Consider the following 13,925-nt stretch of genomic DNA (forward strand, 5'->3'; position numbering starts at 1 on the left):
ACGGCTGACGGGACGTTCGGACACACGCGGCGGCGGGGCCACCCGCCGCCGCGGCTTTCCCGCACCCGCCACGGGAAGCACGCGCGTCTAGAAGATGGTGCGCAGGTAGGGAACTCTCGACGCGCCGATGGAGATGGCGAACGAGGTCACCACGACCAGCCCCCAGGCGATCAGCGTCGCCGACAACGACCTGCCGATCGGAAAGCCGGGCACGGCCCACTGGATGAACGCCAGGACGAGAAGGTGAACCAGGAACACGCCGAACGAGGCCTCGGACAGGCGCACCAGCAGTGCCGCCATCCTCGGGCCTGGTTCGTACCGCGAGCCCAGGCTCACCGCCACCGTGAAGACGCAGAGCGCGGCGAGGGCCGTGGTCGCACCGAGGTGGCTCACCGGAAACAACACCCCGAGCGCGGCGTGCGGGTATCCGGCCCCGTACCACCAGATCGTCAGGGCGAGCGTCGCCAGCCCGACGAGCGCGACCACCGCGGTGCCGCGGGCGCCCAGCCGGGTCCGGCGCAGCGCCCACCCGGCGAGGAAGAAGCCGACGAAGGGCCACCACATGCTCCAGGCGCCCAGGCTGACCGGCCGGCTCAGACCGATCGCTCCGGCCAGGTTCGGGATCATGAAGGCCACCAGGATCCAGCCCAGGGCGACACCGGCCATGATCTTCGCGCGCCGCTCACCACCGGCGTGCAGGAACGCGGCCAGCACCGGCGCCACGGCGTACAGCCCGACGATGAGCCACAGGAAGTACAGGGCTGTGTAGACCTTGCCGTCGATCACCATCCGGGCGACACCGCTCGGCGTCAGCTCCTCGCCCCTGAACACCACACGGACGACCAGGTAGGTCACATGCCAGGCGATCAACGCCGGGATGATCCGCGCGAACCGCTTGCGATAGAACGCGGCAGGCCCGGCACGGTGTGCCGTGGGAGCGAGGACCAGCGCACCGCTGATCATCACGAAGACCGGCACGGTCCACACCGCCCCGACGTCGATGCCGACCGCGATCCACCAGCTCCCGCTGCCACGGACCTGCTTGTTCACCATGTACAGACCGACGACGTGGATGCCCACGACGCCGCAGATGGCGACGATCCGCAGTACATCGAGAGCGTACTGGCGGGGGGCGAGAACGGGCGAGGCCGCCGGTGCAGATCCGACATCGGTGGACAAAGCAGATGCGGTCACCAACCGGATGGTAGACCCGCGCTCCGCCGACCCCGGGCGAGCCACACCACGGCCCGTTGTCGCGTGTCCGACCCGCGTGGTGACCCATCCCGCCCGTTGGCACACTGAACGCCATGAGCGCGCGCCCCTCCACCCCCGGTCCCCGCGTACGTGCACCCGAGCTGCGTGGCCGGGCGTGGCTGAATACCGGCGGCGAGGCATTGAGCCTGGAGTCGCTGCGGGGACGCTGCGTGGTGCTCGACTTCTGGACGTTCTGCTGCATCAACTGCCTGCACGTGCTCGACGAGTTGCGCCCGCTGGAGGAGCGCTACGGCGACGCGCTCGTGGTCATCGGCGTGCACTCCCCGAAGTTCGAGCACGAGCGCGACCCGCAGGCCCTGGCCGCGGCGGTCGAACGGTACGGGGTCAGCCACCCCGTCCTGGACGACGCCGACATGGAGATGTGGCAGCAGTACGCGGCCCGGGCGTGGCCCACCCTCGCGGTGATCGACCCGGCCGGCTACCTGGTCGCCTCGATGGCCGGGGAGGGCCACGCCGAGGGGCTGTCCCGGCTGCTGGACGAGCTGATCGCCGAGCATGAGGCCGCGGGCACGCTGCGCCGCGGCGACGGCCCGTACGTGCCGCCGCCCGCGCCGGACACGACGCTGCGCTTTCCCGGCAAGGCGATCGAACTGCCCTCCGGGCACCTGCTGGTCTCGGATTCGGCCCGGCATTCGCTGGTCGAGCTGGCGGCCGACGGCGAGAGCGTGGTGCGCCGGATCGGCACGGGCGACCGCGGCCGCGCCGACGGCCCGGCGGACGCCGCGACCTTCTCCGAGCCACAGGGCATGTGCCTGCTGCCCGTCCCGGTCGCCGCTGGGGCCGGCTACGACGTCGTCGTCGTGGACACGGTGAACCATCTGCTGCGCGGCGTGAGCCTGGCGACGGGGCAGGTCCGTACGGTGGCCGGAACGGGCCGCCAGTGGCGCGCCGCGCCGGACGGCCCGGAGCAGGACGCGCTCGCCGCGGACCTGTCCTCCCCGTGGGACGTCGCCTGGTACGACGGCCGGATCGTGATCGCCATGGCCGGCATCCATCAGCTCTGGTGGTTCGACCCGGCACGGGGCACCACCGGGGTGTACGCGGGCACCACGGTCGAGGCGCTGCGGGACGGCCCGCTGCCGGACGTGTGGCTGGCGCAGCCGTCGGGGCTCGCGGCGGACGGGGACCGGTTGTGGATCGCGGACAGCGAGACGTCGGCGCTGCGCTGGATCGCGGACGGGGTCCTGCACACCGCGGTCGGCCAGGGGCTGTTCGACTTCGGGCACGTGGACGGTCCCGCCAAGGGGGCGTTGTTGCAGCATCCGCTGGGTGTCGCCGCGTTGCCGGACGGCTCCGTGCTGGTCGCGGACACGTACAACGGGGCGGTGCGCCGGTTCGACCCGCTGGCGCAGACCGTCTCCACGGTGGATGCCGGGCTGGCGGAGCCGAGCGATGTGCTGGTCACCTCCGACGGCTCGGTGCTCGTGGTGGAGTCGGCCGCGCACCGGCTGACCCGGCTGGCGCCGGGGGCGGTGCGGACGGTGGCCGGTGAGCGGCACCGGGTGGAGCGCCCCGCGTCGCCGCTGGCGCCCGGCGAGGTGACGCTGGACATCGTCTTCACCCCGGCACCGGGACAGAAGCTGGACGATACGTACGGTCCGTCCACCCGGCTGGAGGTGTCGGCGTCGCCCCCGGAGCTGCTGCTGGCGGGCGAGGGTGTCGGCACGGAGCTGTCCCGGCGGCTGGTGGTGAACCCTGCCGTGACCTCCGGCGTGTTGCAGGTTGTTGCCCAGGCCGCCACGTGCGACTCTGACAACGAACACGCCGCATGCCATCTGACCAGGCAAGACTGGGGGGTGCCGGTAGTTGTCGAGGAGGGTGCGCCAGCCCGCCTGCCGCTGGTCCTGCGGGGCCTGGACGAAGCGGCCGGGTCGTGAGCGCAAACACTACCTGTCAGTAACCTACGGTGCCGTAACCTAGAGCCGTGACGACTTCCGCCCCGTCCCGGATGACGCCGGCCGACCTCGGCAAACCGCGCCTGCGCGGCCGGCTCCACCAGTACGCGTTCTTCGTCGCGTTGGTGTGCGGCATCGTGCTGTGCTCCATCGCGGCCAGCCGTCCCGGCGTCGCACCGTTCCTGAGCTGCCTGCTCTACAGCCTCACGGTGTGCGGACTGTTCGGCGTCAGCGCCCTGTACCACCGCCGGGTCTGGTCCGACCGCGGCTACCAGATCATGCGGCGCATGGACCACTCGATGATCTTCATCTTCATCGCCGGCACGTACACACCGTTCTGCGTCCTGCTGCTGCCGCCCGCCACCCGCGACGTCATGCTCGCCATCATCTGGGCTGGCGCACTCGGCGGGGTCGCCCTGAAGATGATCTGGCCGCATCTACCCCGGTGGGCCGGTGCGCCGCTGTATCTCGGGCTGGGCTGGGCCGCGGTCGCGATCCTGCCGGACGTCCTGCACCACGGCGGCGTGACCGTGCTGGTGCTGCTGGCCGCCGGTGGCGCGGCGTACAGCATCGGGGCGGTGTTCTACGCCCTGCGCCGGCCCAATCCGTGGCCGACGGTCTTCGGCCACCACGAGTTCTTCCACGCCTGCACGCTGGTGGCGGCGATCCTGCACCACATCGCGATCTACTTCGCGCTGTACGCCTGACCGCCGCCCACCGCGTTCAGTAGCCGGGCGGCGGGGGCGGCGGCACGTCGTCGCGGCGCGTCTCCCGGTACTCGGTCACTGTTCCGCCGCCCACCACGCCGGGGCGGGCCTGGTTGACCACGACCGCGCGGCGCCGGCTGTTCCAATACCAGATGGTGACGATCAGCCCGACCAGGCCCGCCGCCATGAGGACCCAGCCGACGACATTGAGGTCGAGTCCGCTGATATCGGCATTGACGGCGAACGCGAGAATCGCCCCCAATGCCAGGAGAAAGATACTTCCGCCGATCCCCATGGGGGCCTCCTTGGCTCGTCGGTACGTCGACGCGCGTGTTTACCCCGGTGAATCGACCGCTAATCAGGCAAGCTGTCGGCATGACCGCACGCACCGTCGTACTGCTGCGCCACGCGAAGGCGGAGACGCCCGGCGAGCTGCCGGACATCGAGCGGCAACTCACCGATCGGGGACAGGCCGACGCGGGCGCGGCGGGAGCCTGGCTGGCCGCCGAGGGCCTGCGCCCGGAGCTGGTGTTCTGCTCACCCGCCATGCGGACCCGGCAGACCTGGCACGCGGTCGCGGTGGCGCTGGCCGAGGCCGACCCGGCCGGCTCCGCGCCCGAGGTGCGCTACGACCCCGGCCTGTACGCGGGCGGCCGCACCGAGGTCATCGACCTGCTCCGGACCGTGCCTGAGGGGACCGCAACGGTGCTCGTGGTGGGTCACAACCCGACGATGTCCGACGTCTCCCTGCTGCTGGGCACCTCGGACGGCGAGCTCGGCCTCGCGGGCCTGCGGACCGCCGGGCTGGCGGTGCACCGGGCGGACCTGGCGTGGTCGCAGACCGAGCCGGGGGCGCTACCCCTGGTGCAGACACACACCGCCCGCGCCTGACAACCCGCGAGAACACCACGGCGCAGGACGCCGACGCCACGCGGGCAACAAGACCCGTACAAACGCCGAGGGCCGGCGGACACCCTTGTCCGCCGGCCCCCGTCGCTCAGGGGGGAGGGTCAGCCTCAGAACGCCTCTTCGGGCAGGTCCATCAGGTCGAGGTTGGTGTTCTCGATGATCCGGCGGTCCGCGCCGACCCGCGGCAGGATCTCCCGGGCGAAGAACCGGGCGGCGGCCACCTTGCCGGTGTAGAAGTTCTTGTCCGCCGGGCTCAGCTCGCCGCCGAGCGCCTTGAGGGCGACCTCGGCCTGCCGCAGCAGCAGCCAGGAGATCACGACGTCGCCGATGGCCAGCAGCACCCGGCGGGAGCTGAGGCCCACCTTGTACAGCTCGCGGGCTTCGCCGCCCTGGACGGCCTGCAGCCAGCCCATCTCGATGCCGAGGATGGCCTGCAGCTCGCCGAGGGCCTTGGCCAGCGCGGCCCGCTCCTCCTTGAGCTGGCCGTTGCCGGCCTCGGTCTCCACGAAGGACTGCATCTCGGTGGCGAGGACGGACAGTGCCCGGCCCTGGTCCTTCACGATCTTGCGGAAGATCAGGTCGAGGCTCTGGATCGCCGTGGTGCCCTCGTAGAGGGTGTCGATCTTGGCGTCGCGGACGTACTGCTCCAGCGGGTAGTCCTGCAGGAAGCCGGAGCCGCCGAAGGTCTGCAGCGACTCGTGGCCGAGCAGCTCGTACGCCCGCTCCGAGCCGACGCCCTTGACCAGGGGCAGCAGCAGGTCGTTGACCCGGGCGGCGGCCTTGGCGGCCTTCTCGTCCCCGGCCGCCTCGGCGATCGCGACCTTGTCCTGCCACGTGCCCGTGAAGATCACCAGGGCGCGCATGCCCTCGGCGTACGCCTTCTGCAGCATCAGCGAGCGGCGTACGTCCGGGTGGGCGGTGATCGTGACGCGCGGGGCGTCCTTCTCCGCGTTCTGCAGCAGGTCGGCGCCCTGGACGCGGTTCTTCGCGTACTCCAGCGCGTTGAGGTAACCCGTCGACAGGGTCGCGATGGCCTTCGTGCCGACCATCATCCGGGCGTACTCAATGATCATGAACATCTGGCGGATGCCCTGGTGGACGTCGCCCAGCAGCCAGCCCTTGGCCGGGATGCCGTGCTCGCCGAAGGTCATCTCGCAGGTGTTGCTGACCTTGATGCCCATCTTGTGCTCGACGTTGGTGGCGAAGGCGCCGTTGCGCTCGCCCAGCTCACCGGTCTCCGGGTCGAAGTGGAACTTCGGCACGATGAACAGCGACAGGCCCTTGGTGCCCGGGCCGCCGACACCCTCGACGCCGACCGGGCGGGCCAGTACGTAGTGGATGATGTTGTCGCTCAGGTCGTGCTCACCCGAGGTGATGAAGCGCTTGACGCCCTCGATGTGCCACGTGCCGTCCGGCTGCGGGATGGCCCGGGTGCGACCGGCGCCGACGTCCGAACCCGCGTCGGGCTCGGTGAGCACCATGGTCGAGCCCCACTGCTTCTCGACGAACAGCTTGGCCCACTTCTTCTGCTCCTCGGTGCCCTCGACGTGCACGACGTGCGCGAAGGACGGGCCGGAGGAGTACATCCAGATCGGCGCGTTGGCGCCGAGCACCTGCTCGGCGATGGCCCACCACAGGGAGCGCGGGGCGAGGGTGCCGCCGAGCGCGCCGGGCAGGTCGAGGCGCCAGAACTCGGACGCCATGAAGGTCGCGAAGGACTTCTTGAACGACTCCGGCAGGTTCGCCGTGTGGTTCACCGGGTCGAACTTCGGCGGATTGCGGTCCGCGTCCGCGTAGCTGGCCGCGAGGTCTTCCCGGGCGAGGCGGTTCACCTCGGCGAGAACGTCGCGCGCGGTCTCGGCGTCGATCTCGTCGAACGGCGCCTGGCCGAAGGCCTTATCAGCCCCGAACACCTCGAAGAGGTTGAACTCAAGGTCACGCAGGTTGCTCTTGTAGTGAGTCATGGTGCTTGGCCCCGCCTCCCGAACGCGAGTTACTCGTCAGTAACCAACACTGTATTACCCGCGGGTAGGCATCGACAACCCGCGTGAGATCTTTGCCGCACGTCAAAAAGCGGACTAAACGCCCTCGATCAGGTACAACCGGAGTCGTCTTTCGGTCATTTGCCGGTCGCCGGGTCGCCCGGAAGTATCGGCGGGCGCCCCGGCTCGTTGCTCCCGATGTACGCGTCACACGCGTACCTCGCAGAGCAGGGACAGCTCGCCGACCGCCGACATGGCGGCGAACGACCTGGGGAGGTCACCATGTTCGCCACGATCAAGAGTCTGATTCCGGAGCCACGCCAGGCCAACCAGCAGCCCCGCGCATACGTGGGCCGGCACCGCCAGGCCGAGAAGTTCACCGCGCGTGCCCAGGTCACGGTCGTGCCGGGGCCGGCCGGGCGGGACCCGGACTCCGACGGCGCCGCGGCGCAGGCGCCGGAGGACGACGCACCCGCGGACGCGGCCTGACCGGATCACTCAGCTGCCGGCGGCGCCGACCTCCCAGCTCGGCATGGGTACGGAGGCGCCGCCGTCGCGGCCGGAATACTCCAGCAGGACCAGGGCGATGTCATCGTCCAACCGGCCGTGGACCCAGTCCACGAGAGCGGTTTCCAGCGAGGCAAGCCCGTCACCTACGGTGCCGTGACCCAGCAGCCGCCAGGCACGGTCCGCGGTCGGGAAGAACTCACCCTCCCGGCGCGCCTCGCCCAAACCGTCCGTGAACAGCAGCAACCGGTCGCCCGGCTCCAGCCGCTCCACGCGGGGCCGGGCCACCGGCATGAAACCCAGCGGCGGCGCGGGCGCCGGCGGCTCCAGGGCGATCACCTCGCCCCGGCGCAACAGCAGCGGGGCCGGGTGTCCACAGTTGACGATCGTCAGCGTTCCGCCCCGCTCCTCGACCAGCGCGGCGGTGACGAAGTCCTCGTCGCCGACGCTGCGGGCCACCGCCCGGTCCAGGTCCGCGACGATTGCGCGCAGATCCGCCCGCTCGTACGCCACATGCCGGTACGAGCCGAGGACGATGCTGGCCAGGCGCACGGCGTCGAGGCCCTTGCCCCGGACGTCGCCGATGATGATCCGCACTCCGTACGGGGTGTCCAGGGCCTCGTAGAGGTCCCCGCCGATGTCGGCGGCGGCCGACGCCGAGATGTAGCGGCCCGCCACCGCCAGCGAGCCGACCTGCGGGCCGATCGGGCGCAGCACCGCCTGCTGGGCCACGGCCGCCAGCCGGACCAGCTCCGCGATCCGGTCGGCCTGGCGCTGCCGGATGGTGGCCACGGTCGCCGCGATGCCGGTCGCCAGCATCACCCCGAGCACGTTGACCATGCCGACCATGTCGAACCGGCCGTGCGACCCGGCGAACCCCGTGCCGACAAGCGCGGCCAGCGCGCCCGCCCCGAGGACGGTCTGCCAGGAGGCGAACACCGCGGCCAGGAACGGCACCGCCGCCAGCAGGCCGACGAAGTTCACCTCGCGGCCGTCCGCGAGCTCCACCGCCGACACGACGGCAAGCAGCACGAGGGCCGCGCCGAGTCCGGCGCGGGATCCTGGGCTGAGCGAGCGTCTGCCCGCCGGGAGAATAGGCATGGCTTCGCCGAACAGCATGCCTGATCGACGCGAGCGACTGCATCACCTTGGACGCGGAGTCTGCGCACGTTGCGCGGGCGGATGCCGGTTGACGGGCGCGGCGCACGCGGCGGTGACAGGATGTCCGCGTGCCGAGCGACCTGCGTGATCAGCTGCGTGCCGCGTTCCGGTGGACCGACCCGGGCCCGGACAGCGGGTATCTGGTGAGCGACCGGTCCGGCTGGTGGCGCGATCCCACGATCCTGGACGGGCTCGGCCCCGCGCTCGCCGGGCTGTTCCCCGGCTCGGCGCCCACGGTGGTGATCGCCCCGGAGATCACCGGCTTCCTGGTCGGGCCGCTGGTGGCACGGGCCGCGGGCGCCGGCTTCGTCGAGGCGTACCGGGAGGGGGTGCGGCTGCCCATCGCCGAGCCGATGACCTGGGCCGACGTGCCCTCCGACCACCGCGGCGCGCGGCAGCGGCTCGGTCTGCGCACCCGCCTGCTCGGTCCGGCCGACCGGGTCCTCGTCGTGGACGACTGGGTCGCCACGGGCGCTCAGGCCCGGGCCGTGCACGCGCTCGCCGCGGCCTGCGGCGCGGCGGTCATCGGTACGGCGGTGATCGTCGAGGAGTGCGACCCCGCCACGGCGGCCGAACTGAACCTGCGCGGCCTCCTGACCGGCGCCGAGCTGGATGCGCCCGTCTGAGCAGCGCTCGGCTGGGGCGCCACCACGCAGGGGCCTGTGGGTGTCCTCGCCGCCGGGCCGCGTCCGGCAGATCAGCTTGACGATGATCCACAAACGACGGGATCGCCGGGGAGCAGCCTAGTCGCGCGGGGTGGCCTGACCGCTCGTCCAGTCGGCGAGCACCCCGACGGTCGGCCGCCAGCCGACGGGCTCGTAGCGGGCCAGCCCGCGCCGCACGTACGGATCGTCCGCCATCAGGTCCCGGGCCTGCTGGGCGGTCGCCGCGTCCAGCAGCACGACGCCGCCGTCCGGCGGGTCCTGCCGCCCGGCCGAGACCAGCACGCCCGCCTCGCTCAGCTCGCCGAGGAAAGCCAGGTGGTCGGCGCGGGCCTGGTCGATCTCGTCGAGCGGCGCGAGATAGGTGGAGATCATCAGATACACGGTGGTTCCTCTCACCGGTGACGGACGATGGCCATCGTACGAGCGGCGAGCACCGGATGGCCGATCCTGAAACGGTGGTTTCCGGCGTAATCGGATAATTCGGGGCGTCGATCGCCGGCAGCGCCGCGTTGGCTGGGATGACCTCCCCGCCGACCCGAAAGGCATCGTCACGATGTACCGGAACATCATCCGCTGGTTCAGTGCCGCGGCGGCGGCCGCCTCATTGATCGGCATGACCGGTCCGGCCGCGCTGGCCGCACCGGCACCCGTACAGATGACCTTCAACGCGGCACCGGAGCCCGCGGACCAGGGCAAGGCCCTGACCCTCTCCGGACGGGTGTGGCTGGGCGCGACCGGCAACCGGTCGCGGATCTACTTCTACTTCCGGCGCTCCACCGCGACCACCTGGGTGCTCACCGGATTCGCCAACTCGGACGACAAGGGGTACTTCAGCACGCGGACCACGGCCCGGTACTCCGGCACGTGGCGCGCCGTGTACCGGGGCACGGCCACCCGGGCCGCCGCGGCCCGCCTCGACGCCGTTGCCGTGCTGCACCCCGTCCCCCGGCCCATCGTGACCTACACCGGGACGGACAGCTCCTGGCAGGGCCCGCGCACGTTCCTCCCCACCGTCGACTACCGGGCCGTGGTCACCTACCGGTGCCCGGCCGGGGGGTACATGTATCTGCGCTGGAACGGCGACTCGTTCGGGTTCGAATCGGTGAGCTCCGCGAAGGCGGCCGGGACCCTGACCCTGAACGGGCACCAGGGGGCGCGCGGCGGATACTTCGACATCGACACGTATTCGGACTGCACCTGGTCGATCATCGTCTACTCGGGAACGGTACGCGTTCTGGCGTGAGCCCTTCGGAGGGCCGGGCGGCCTGCCCGGTCCTCCGACTCGCCCGGCGTGGACGACGGCCTCGCGGGTCAGCCCTGCGGTACCCAGATCCACGGCGGGTCCGGGCGCTCCTCGGCCCGCGGATACGCCTGCGCGACCGCCAGGGTCGACCACCCCTGCCCGCAGCCGAGGTCGGCGAGCCGTCCACCGCCGGACACCCGCTGCGCAGCCGGGCCGAGCGCGGGCAGCCACTCCTGCACCAGCGCCGAGGCGAACGCGGGCCGGTTGATGCCGCCCTGCCCGATGCGGAAGTCGGCGCCGTAGCGGGCGTACGGCACGCCGGTCCCGGCGCGGTAGGCGTCCACCACCTCGTCCAGTACGGAGGCGATGCCGACCACCATGCGGGCCAGCGGCGCGAGATGATCCGGGGCTACCGGCGCCGTGAGGACCCCGACGTGCGCCTCGGGCAGCCGGTATCGGCGCGACTGCGCCTCGGCGGTGACGTCGTCCACGCCGAGGATCCCGGCGACCGCCTGCTGCTCCAGCCATTCCCGCGCGTACCGGGGGGCGATGCCGGCGGCCTCGGCCAGTTCGCCGTACGTGCTGCCGTCCCGCCCGCGCAGCGCGTCGTAGAGGCCCAGCCGGCTGCCCAGGTAGATCCCGAACAGCTCGAGTGCGCCGATCGTGGCCTGCATCATCCGCTCGTCCAGGGCGGGTTCGTCGATGGCGGTCATAGCCGTTGACTCCCATGCGATCGATCTACCGATACGCACTTGCGGCGGTATAGGCCACTTTTCCATAGTTCCGCCGTCGACGGTCCGCCCCGCGGGCGTGTCCCGGTGTCACGAGCTGTGGCCTCTGGCCCGGCGATCAGAAGGTGCTGTTGGACCACCACTGCGCGAAGAGCTCCTGGTCGCCGATGATCTCAACGTCCGCCGTTTCCACCGACAGGCGGCGATTGAGCAGGAGCAACAGGTGGAGGGCGGGCCCACGTACCTCGACGTCCGCCCGGCCGCGGCCGTTGCGCCAGGTGACACCGGCCGGGCTGCGAACGACCGACCACTCGCGGTTCGACCCGAGATCGGCGTCGGTGGCGGCAAACTGCAGTGACTCACCGGCACCGGCCAGGTTGACGAAGGCGCTGGAGACACCGATGTCCGGCCTGGACAGGGTCGCGGCAGTCTCCAGCAGGTCGGACACGCCGTCAGCCGCAAGATCCGCAGCCAGGTCACCCTTGATGCCGAGGGCCAGTTCGGCGTCGAAGCGATGCACCACCTCGTCGTGCAGCAACCTCCGGAGCCAGAAGCCCGCCGACCGGTCCTTCTGCCACGTCCACACGGGCTGCTCCGGTCCCACGACCCGTACCGCGTCGGCGAGCATCCGAGCGCCCGCCATCAACCAATCGCTTCGCTCATCCGGATCCGCAGGCACGTCCACCTCCTGCATGGGGATCGGCTCCAGCAGGCGCTGGCGGATGATCTCGGCCGCCCACCGGTGCCCGCGGCCGACGTGCCCCACCAACTGCTCCAATGTCCAGTCAGGACAGGTCGGGATCGGACGCTGACCGTCCGCGTCGCGCGCCAACCTGGCCAAGCTCGCGGTTTCGGCTTCGAGCTCCAGGAAGTACCGGTCGAAATCAAGCACGGATATCGCACATCCTCGGGGCGACGGGGCAACTAATCGCCGTCAATGATCCCGCCTCGACCTGAGCCTGCGGTCACGGCGTCCGGATGGCCGGCCGGGCGCCGCGACCGCGCAGGTCAGATCAGCGGGCGGCGGGTCACCGTCAGCGGAGTGTCACGCGGGCCGCCTCCTGCTTGCCCTGGGCGAAGCCGGCACGGGCGGCCGGGATGCGGGTCGCCGGGTCCATCTGGTTCGTACCCATTGCGGCTCGGGAATCGGCGTCCGGTGTGATCACCTCGACGTGGCTGCCCTGCTGGCGCAGGGCCTCGACCTGGCTTGCCAGGTCCGCGCCCGGAAATCTGCGCAGGCCCTCGAACTGGCCCTCCGGCAGTGGCCCGCGCCGTTCGCTGAACGGCGACAGCACCACGACGTTCGCATAGCCCGAGGCGAGGTCGGCGTTGTCGGCGGAGCGCACGCCGCCGTTGATGTAGCGGGTGCCGTTGATGTTGTGCGTGGGGGCACCACCGGGCAGTGCGATGGCCGCGGTCACCGCATCCACCAGGTCGACGCCGGAATCGCGGTCGAACGCGACCAACTCGCCGGTGTGCGCGTTGAGGGCCACCACGATCATCGGCCGGTCCGGCCATTCATGGCGGGGCAACCGGGCGGCGACCAGTGCCCGCCGCTGTCGCGCCGCCGCAGGTCCGAGTCGGGAGTCGCTCTCCAACCCGAACGCGCCCATCGCCCGTTGCAGATCGGCGGCCGAAGTGGCGGCGGCACCGATGGCCCGCATCCGCTCGAACACCGTGTCCATCGGCGGGGACGGTTGCCGTTCCCGGTGCTGTCCGACCGGTTGAACCGGCGCGGAGAGGACCGAGGCCAGCAGTTCGGCCGCTGGTATCCCGCTGCGCACCTGCGCCGCCGTGGTGGAGCCGGACGAGGTGCCGATCACCAGATCGGCGGCTTCCGCCAGGTCGAGACCGGCTTCGGCCAGGCCTGCGATGACGCCGATCTGCCACGCTTGTCCGGCGGAACCACCGGCACCGAGCACCAGAGCAACGTTGTGAACCATGGTGTCGCCTTTCAGGAGTGCCTGATTGTCTAGGCGCTCCCGGCGATACCTCCGTCAATCACCCGACCGTGACGGGCAGGGGGAGCACCCACATCGATACGACGTTCATGGGTCTCACCTCCTCGGGTGGTGTCACGGTCGACTGCAAGCTACCAGCTCGATGCGGCCCCACCCATCCATTTCCCCATGCCACGGCAGTCGTGGCGCCGGACCTGCTCGGCAGGTGACCCTACGGCGTTGCTGCCTGCTGGATGATGGTTGCGATCTTCCGTCCGAGGACAGCGACGCCGACGGCAACGCCCGCGGCCAGGACAGCAGCAGACGGCGACCCGTTGAGGGCGACCAGAACACCGGCCAGAGCTGTGGCCAGTGCGGTGCCCATGGACAACGTCTGGCCGGTCATGGTGACGGCAAGCATGATCCGCATGCGTGCCGGCGGCGCCTGACCGCTCGCGACGGATCGGTACGCCACCGCGGCGCCGACGACGTACAGCGACAGCGAACCGCTCAGTCCCAGGACGGCTACGAAGATGGGTACGGCGACCAGTGTGCCGCTGACCGCCAGCCTGGCCGTCATGGCACTGGCGGCTACCGCGCAGACGAGGAGCACTGTGGACAGTGCCGTGACCAGCAGACAGGTCCGCCTGACTGCCACCCGGGACGTTGCCGCTCGGGCTTGCACCAGGGCTGACCACCGCCGGGACTCATCCCTGATGGCGGTTATGGCGTCGGATATCTGGTCGTCTGTCGACCTCGACACAGCCGCGCCTCCCCGCTGCTCGACATGGTTCGCCACACTACCGTGAGCGTGCACCGCCCAGGAGCGCCGACGAGCCATCGCCGACGCGTTCAGCGCGCAGATCAAGAAGGGCCGCGATCTTGCGGCGTCAGGTACCCGAAATTGCCG

Annotated in this window: 15 protein-coding genes; 6 read left to right on the forward strand and 9 right to left on the reverse strand. The window is 71.0% G+C overall.

What is annotated here, in order from left to right:
* Window positions 1-87 precede the first annotated feature (87 nt).
* Window positions 88-1,194: an acyltransferase gene (locus tag ACMCNO_RS00390; protein WP_412747434.1), complete on the reverse strand. Its 1,107-nt coding sequence runs from the start codon at window positions 1,192-1,194 to the stop codon at window positions 88-90.
* A gap of 113 nt (window positions 1,195-1,307) precedes the next feature.
* On the opposite strand from ACMCNO_RS00390, the gene ACMCNO_RS00395 reads away from it, so the two are divergent.
* Together ACMCNO_RS00395 and trhA are read left to right on the forward strand one after the other, a co-directional pair.
* Entirely contained in the window at window positions 1,308-3,152 is a 1,845-nt protein-coding gene (locus ACMCNO_RS00395) for an NHL domain-containing thioredoxin family protein (protein ID WP_412747435.1), read from the forward strand.
* A gap of 47 nt (window positions 3,153-3,199) precedes the next feature.
* Window positions 3,200-3,877 carry a PAQR family membrane homeostasis protein TrhA gene (trhA, locus tag ACMCNO_RS00400; RefSeq protein WP_412747436.1) on the forward strand — a complete coding sequence of 226 codons (678 nt, stop codon included), beginning with the start codon at window positions 3,200-3,202 and terminating at the stop codon, window positions 3,875-3,877.
* 16 nt (window positions 3,878-3,893) lie between these two features.
* On the opposite strand, the gene ACMCNO_RS00405 is transcribed toward trhA, so the two are convergent.
* Complete coding sequence (locus tag ACMCNO_RS00405) at window positions 3,894-4,172, reverse strand: DUF6458 family protein (protein ID WP_412747437.1); 279 nt, start codon at window positions 4,170-4,172, stop codon at window positions 3,894-3,896.
* An 80-nt stretch (window positions 4,173-4,252) separates the two neighbouring features.
* Between ACMCNO_RS00405 and ACMCNO_RS00410 the strand changes: the two genes are divergently transcribed.
* Window positions 4,253-4,768, forward strand: a complete 516-nt coding sequence (locus tag ACMCNO_RS00410) for a SixA phosphatase family protein (protein ID WP_412747438.1) — start codon at window positions 4,253-4,255, stop codon at window positions 4,766-4,768.
* Window positions 4,769-4,893: 125 nt separating this feature from the next.
* Here the strand turns inward: ACMCNO_RS00410 and ACMCNO_RS00415 are convergent, their stop codons facing one another.
* Entirely contained in the window at window positions 4,894-6,750 is a 1,857-nt protein-coding gene (locus tag ACMCNO_RS00415) for an acyl-CoA dehydrogenase (RefSeq protein WP_412747439.1), read from the reverse strand.
* A 300-nt stretch (window positions 6,751-7,050) separates the two neighbouring features.
* Here ACMCNO_RS00415 and ACMCNO_RS00420 point away from each other — a divergent pair, with 300 nt between their 5' ends.
* Window positions 7,051-7,257 (forward strand): hypothetical protein, encoded by a 207-nt coding sequence (locus ACMCNO_RS00420; protein ID WP_412747440.1) that lies wholly within the window; start codon window positions 7,051-7,053, stop codon window positions 7,255-7,257.
* Between the two features lie 9 nt (window positions 7,258-7,266).
* On the opposite strand, the gene ACMCNO_RS00425 is transcribed toward ACMCNO_RS00420, so the two are convergent.
* Entirely contained in the window at window positions 7,267-8,394 is a 1,128-nt protein-coding gene (locus tag ACMCNO_RS00425) for a PP2C family protein-serine/threonine phosphatase (protein WP_412747441.1), read from the reverse strand.
* 110 nt (window positions 8,395-8,504) lie between these two features.
* Here ACMCNO_RS00425 and ACMCNO_RS00430 point away from each other — a divergent pair, with 110 nt between their 5' ends.
* Window positions 8,505-9,062, forward strand: a complete 558-nt coding sequence (locus ACMCNO_RS00430) for a phosphoribosyltransferase (RefSeq protein WP_412747442.1) — start codon at window positions 8,505-8,507, stop codon at window positions 9,060-9,062.
* 117 nt (window positions 9,063-9,179) lie between these two features.
* Here the strand turns inward: ACMCNO_RS00430 and ACMCNO_RS00435 are convergent, their stop codons facing one another.
* Window positions 9,180-9,473, reverse strand: coding sequence for a YciI family protein (locus tag ACMCNO_RS00435; protein WP_412747443.1), 294 nt, complete (start codon window positions 9,471-9,473; stop codon window positions 9,180-9,182).
* Window positions 9,474-9,654: 181 nt separating this feature from the next.
* Here ACMCNO_RS00435 and ACMCNO_RS00440 point away from each other — a divergent pair, with 181 nt between their 5' ends.
* Window positions 9,655-10,344, forward strand: coding sequence for a hypothetical protein (locus ACMCNO_RS00440; RefSeq protein ID WP_412747444.1), 690 nt, complete (start codon window positions 9,655-9,657; stop codon window positions 10,342-10,344).
* Window positions 10,345-10,412: 68 nt separating this feature from the next.
* On the opposite strand, the gene ACMCNO_RS00445 is transcribed toward ACMCNO_RS00440, so the two are convergent.
* The 4 genes from ACMCNO_RS00445 to ACMCNO_RS00460 all read right to left on the reverse strand — a co-directional run bounded on the left by ACMCNO_RS00445 (window position 10,413) and on the right by ACMCNO_RS00460 (window position 13,628).
* Complete coding sequence (locus ACMCNO_RS00445) at window positions 10,413-11,057, reverse strand: hypothetical protein (protein WP_412747445.1); 645 nt, start codon at window positions 11,055-11,057, stop codon at window positions 10,413-10,415.
* A 136-nt stretch (window positions 11,058-11,193) separates the two neighbouring features.
* Window positions 11,194-11,967 (reverse strand): maleylpyruvate isomerase family mycothiol-dependent enzyme, encoded by a 774-nt coding sequence (locus ACMCNO_RS00450; protein WP_412747446.1) that lies wholly within the window; start codon window positions 11,965-11,967, stop codon window positions 11,194-11,196.
* A gap of 142 nt (window positions 11,968-12,109) precedes the next feature.
* Window positions 12,110-13,018 carry a patatin-like phospholipase family protein gene (locus ACMCNO_RS00455; RefSeq protein WP_412747447.1) on the reverse strand — a complete coding sequence of 303 codons (909 nt, stop codon included), beginning with the start codon at window positions 13,016-13,018 and terminating at the stop codon, window positions 12,110-12,112.
* A 229-nt stretch (window positions 13,019-13,247) separates the two neighbouring features.
* Window positions 13,248-13,628 carry a hypothetical protein gene (locus tag ACMCNO_RS00460; RefSeq protein WP_412747448.1) on the reverse strand — a complete coding sequence of 127 codons (381 nt, stop codon included), beginning with the start codon at window positions 13,626-13,628 and terminating at the stop codon, window positions 13,248-13,250.
* Between the last annotated feature and the right edge of the window lie 297 nt (window positions 13,629-13,925).

Origin of the sequence: Krasilnikovia sp. M28-CT-15 (assembly GCF_047159595.1) — a bacterium.
In the GTDB taxonomy this organism is placed as follows: domain Bacteria; phylum Actinomycetota; class Actinomycetes; order Mycobacteriales; family Micromonosporaceae; genus Actinoplanes.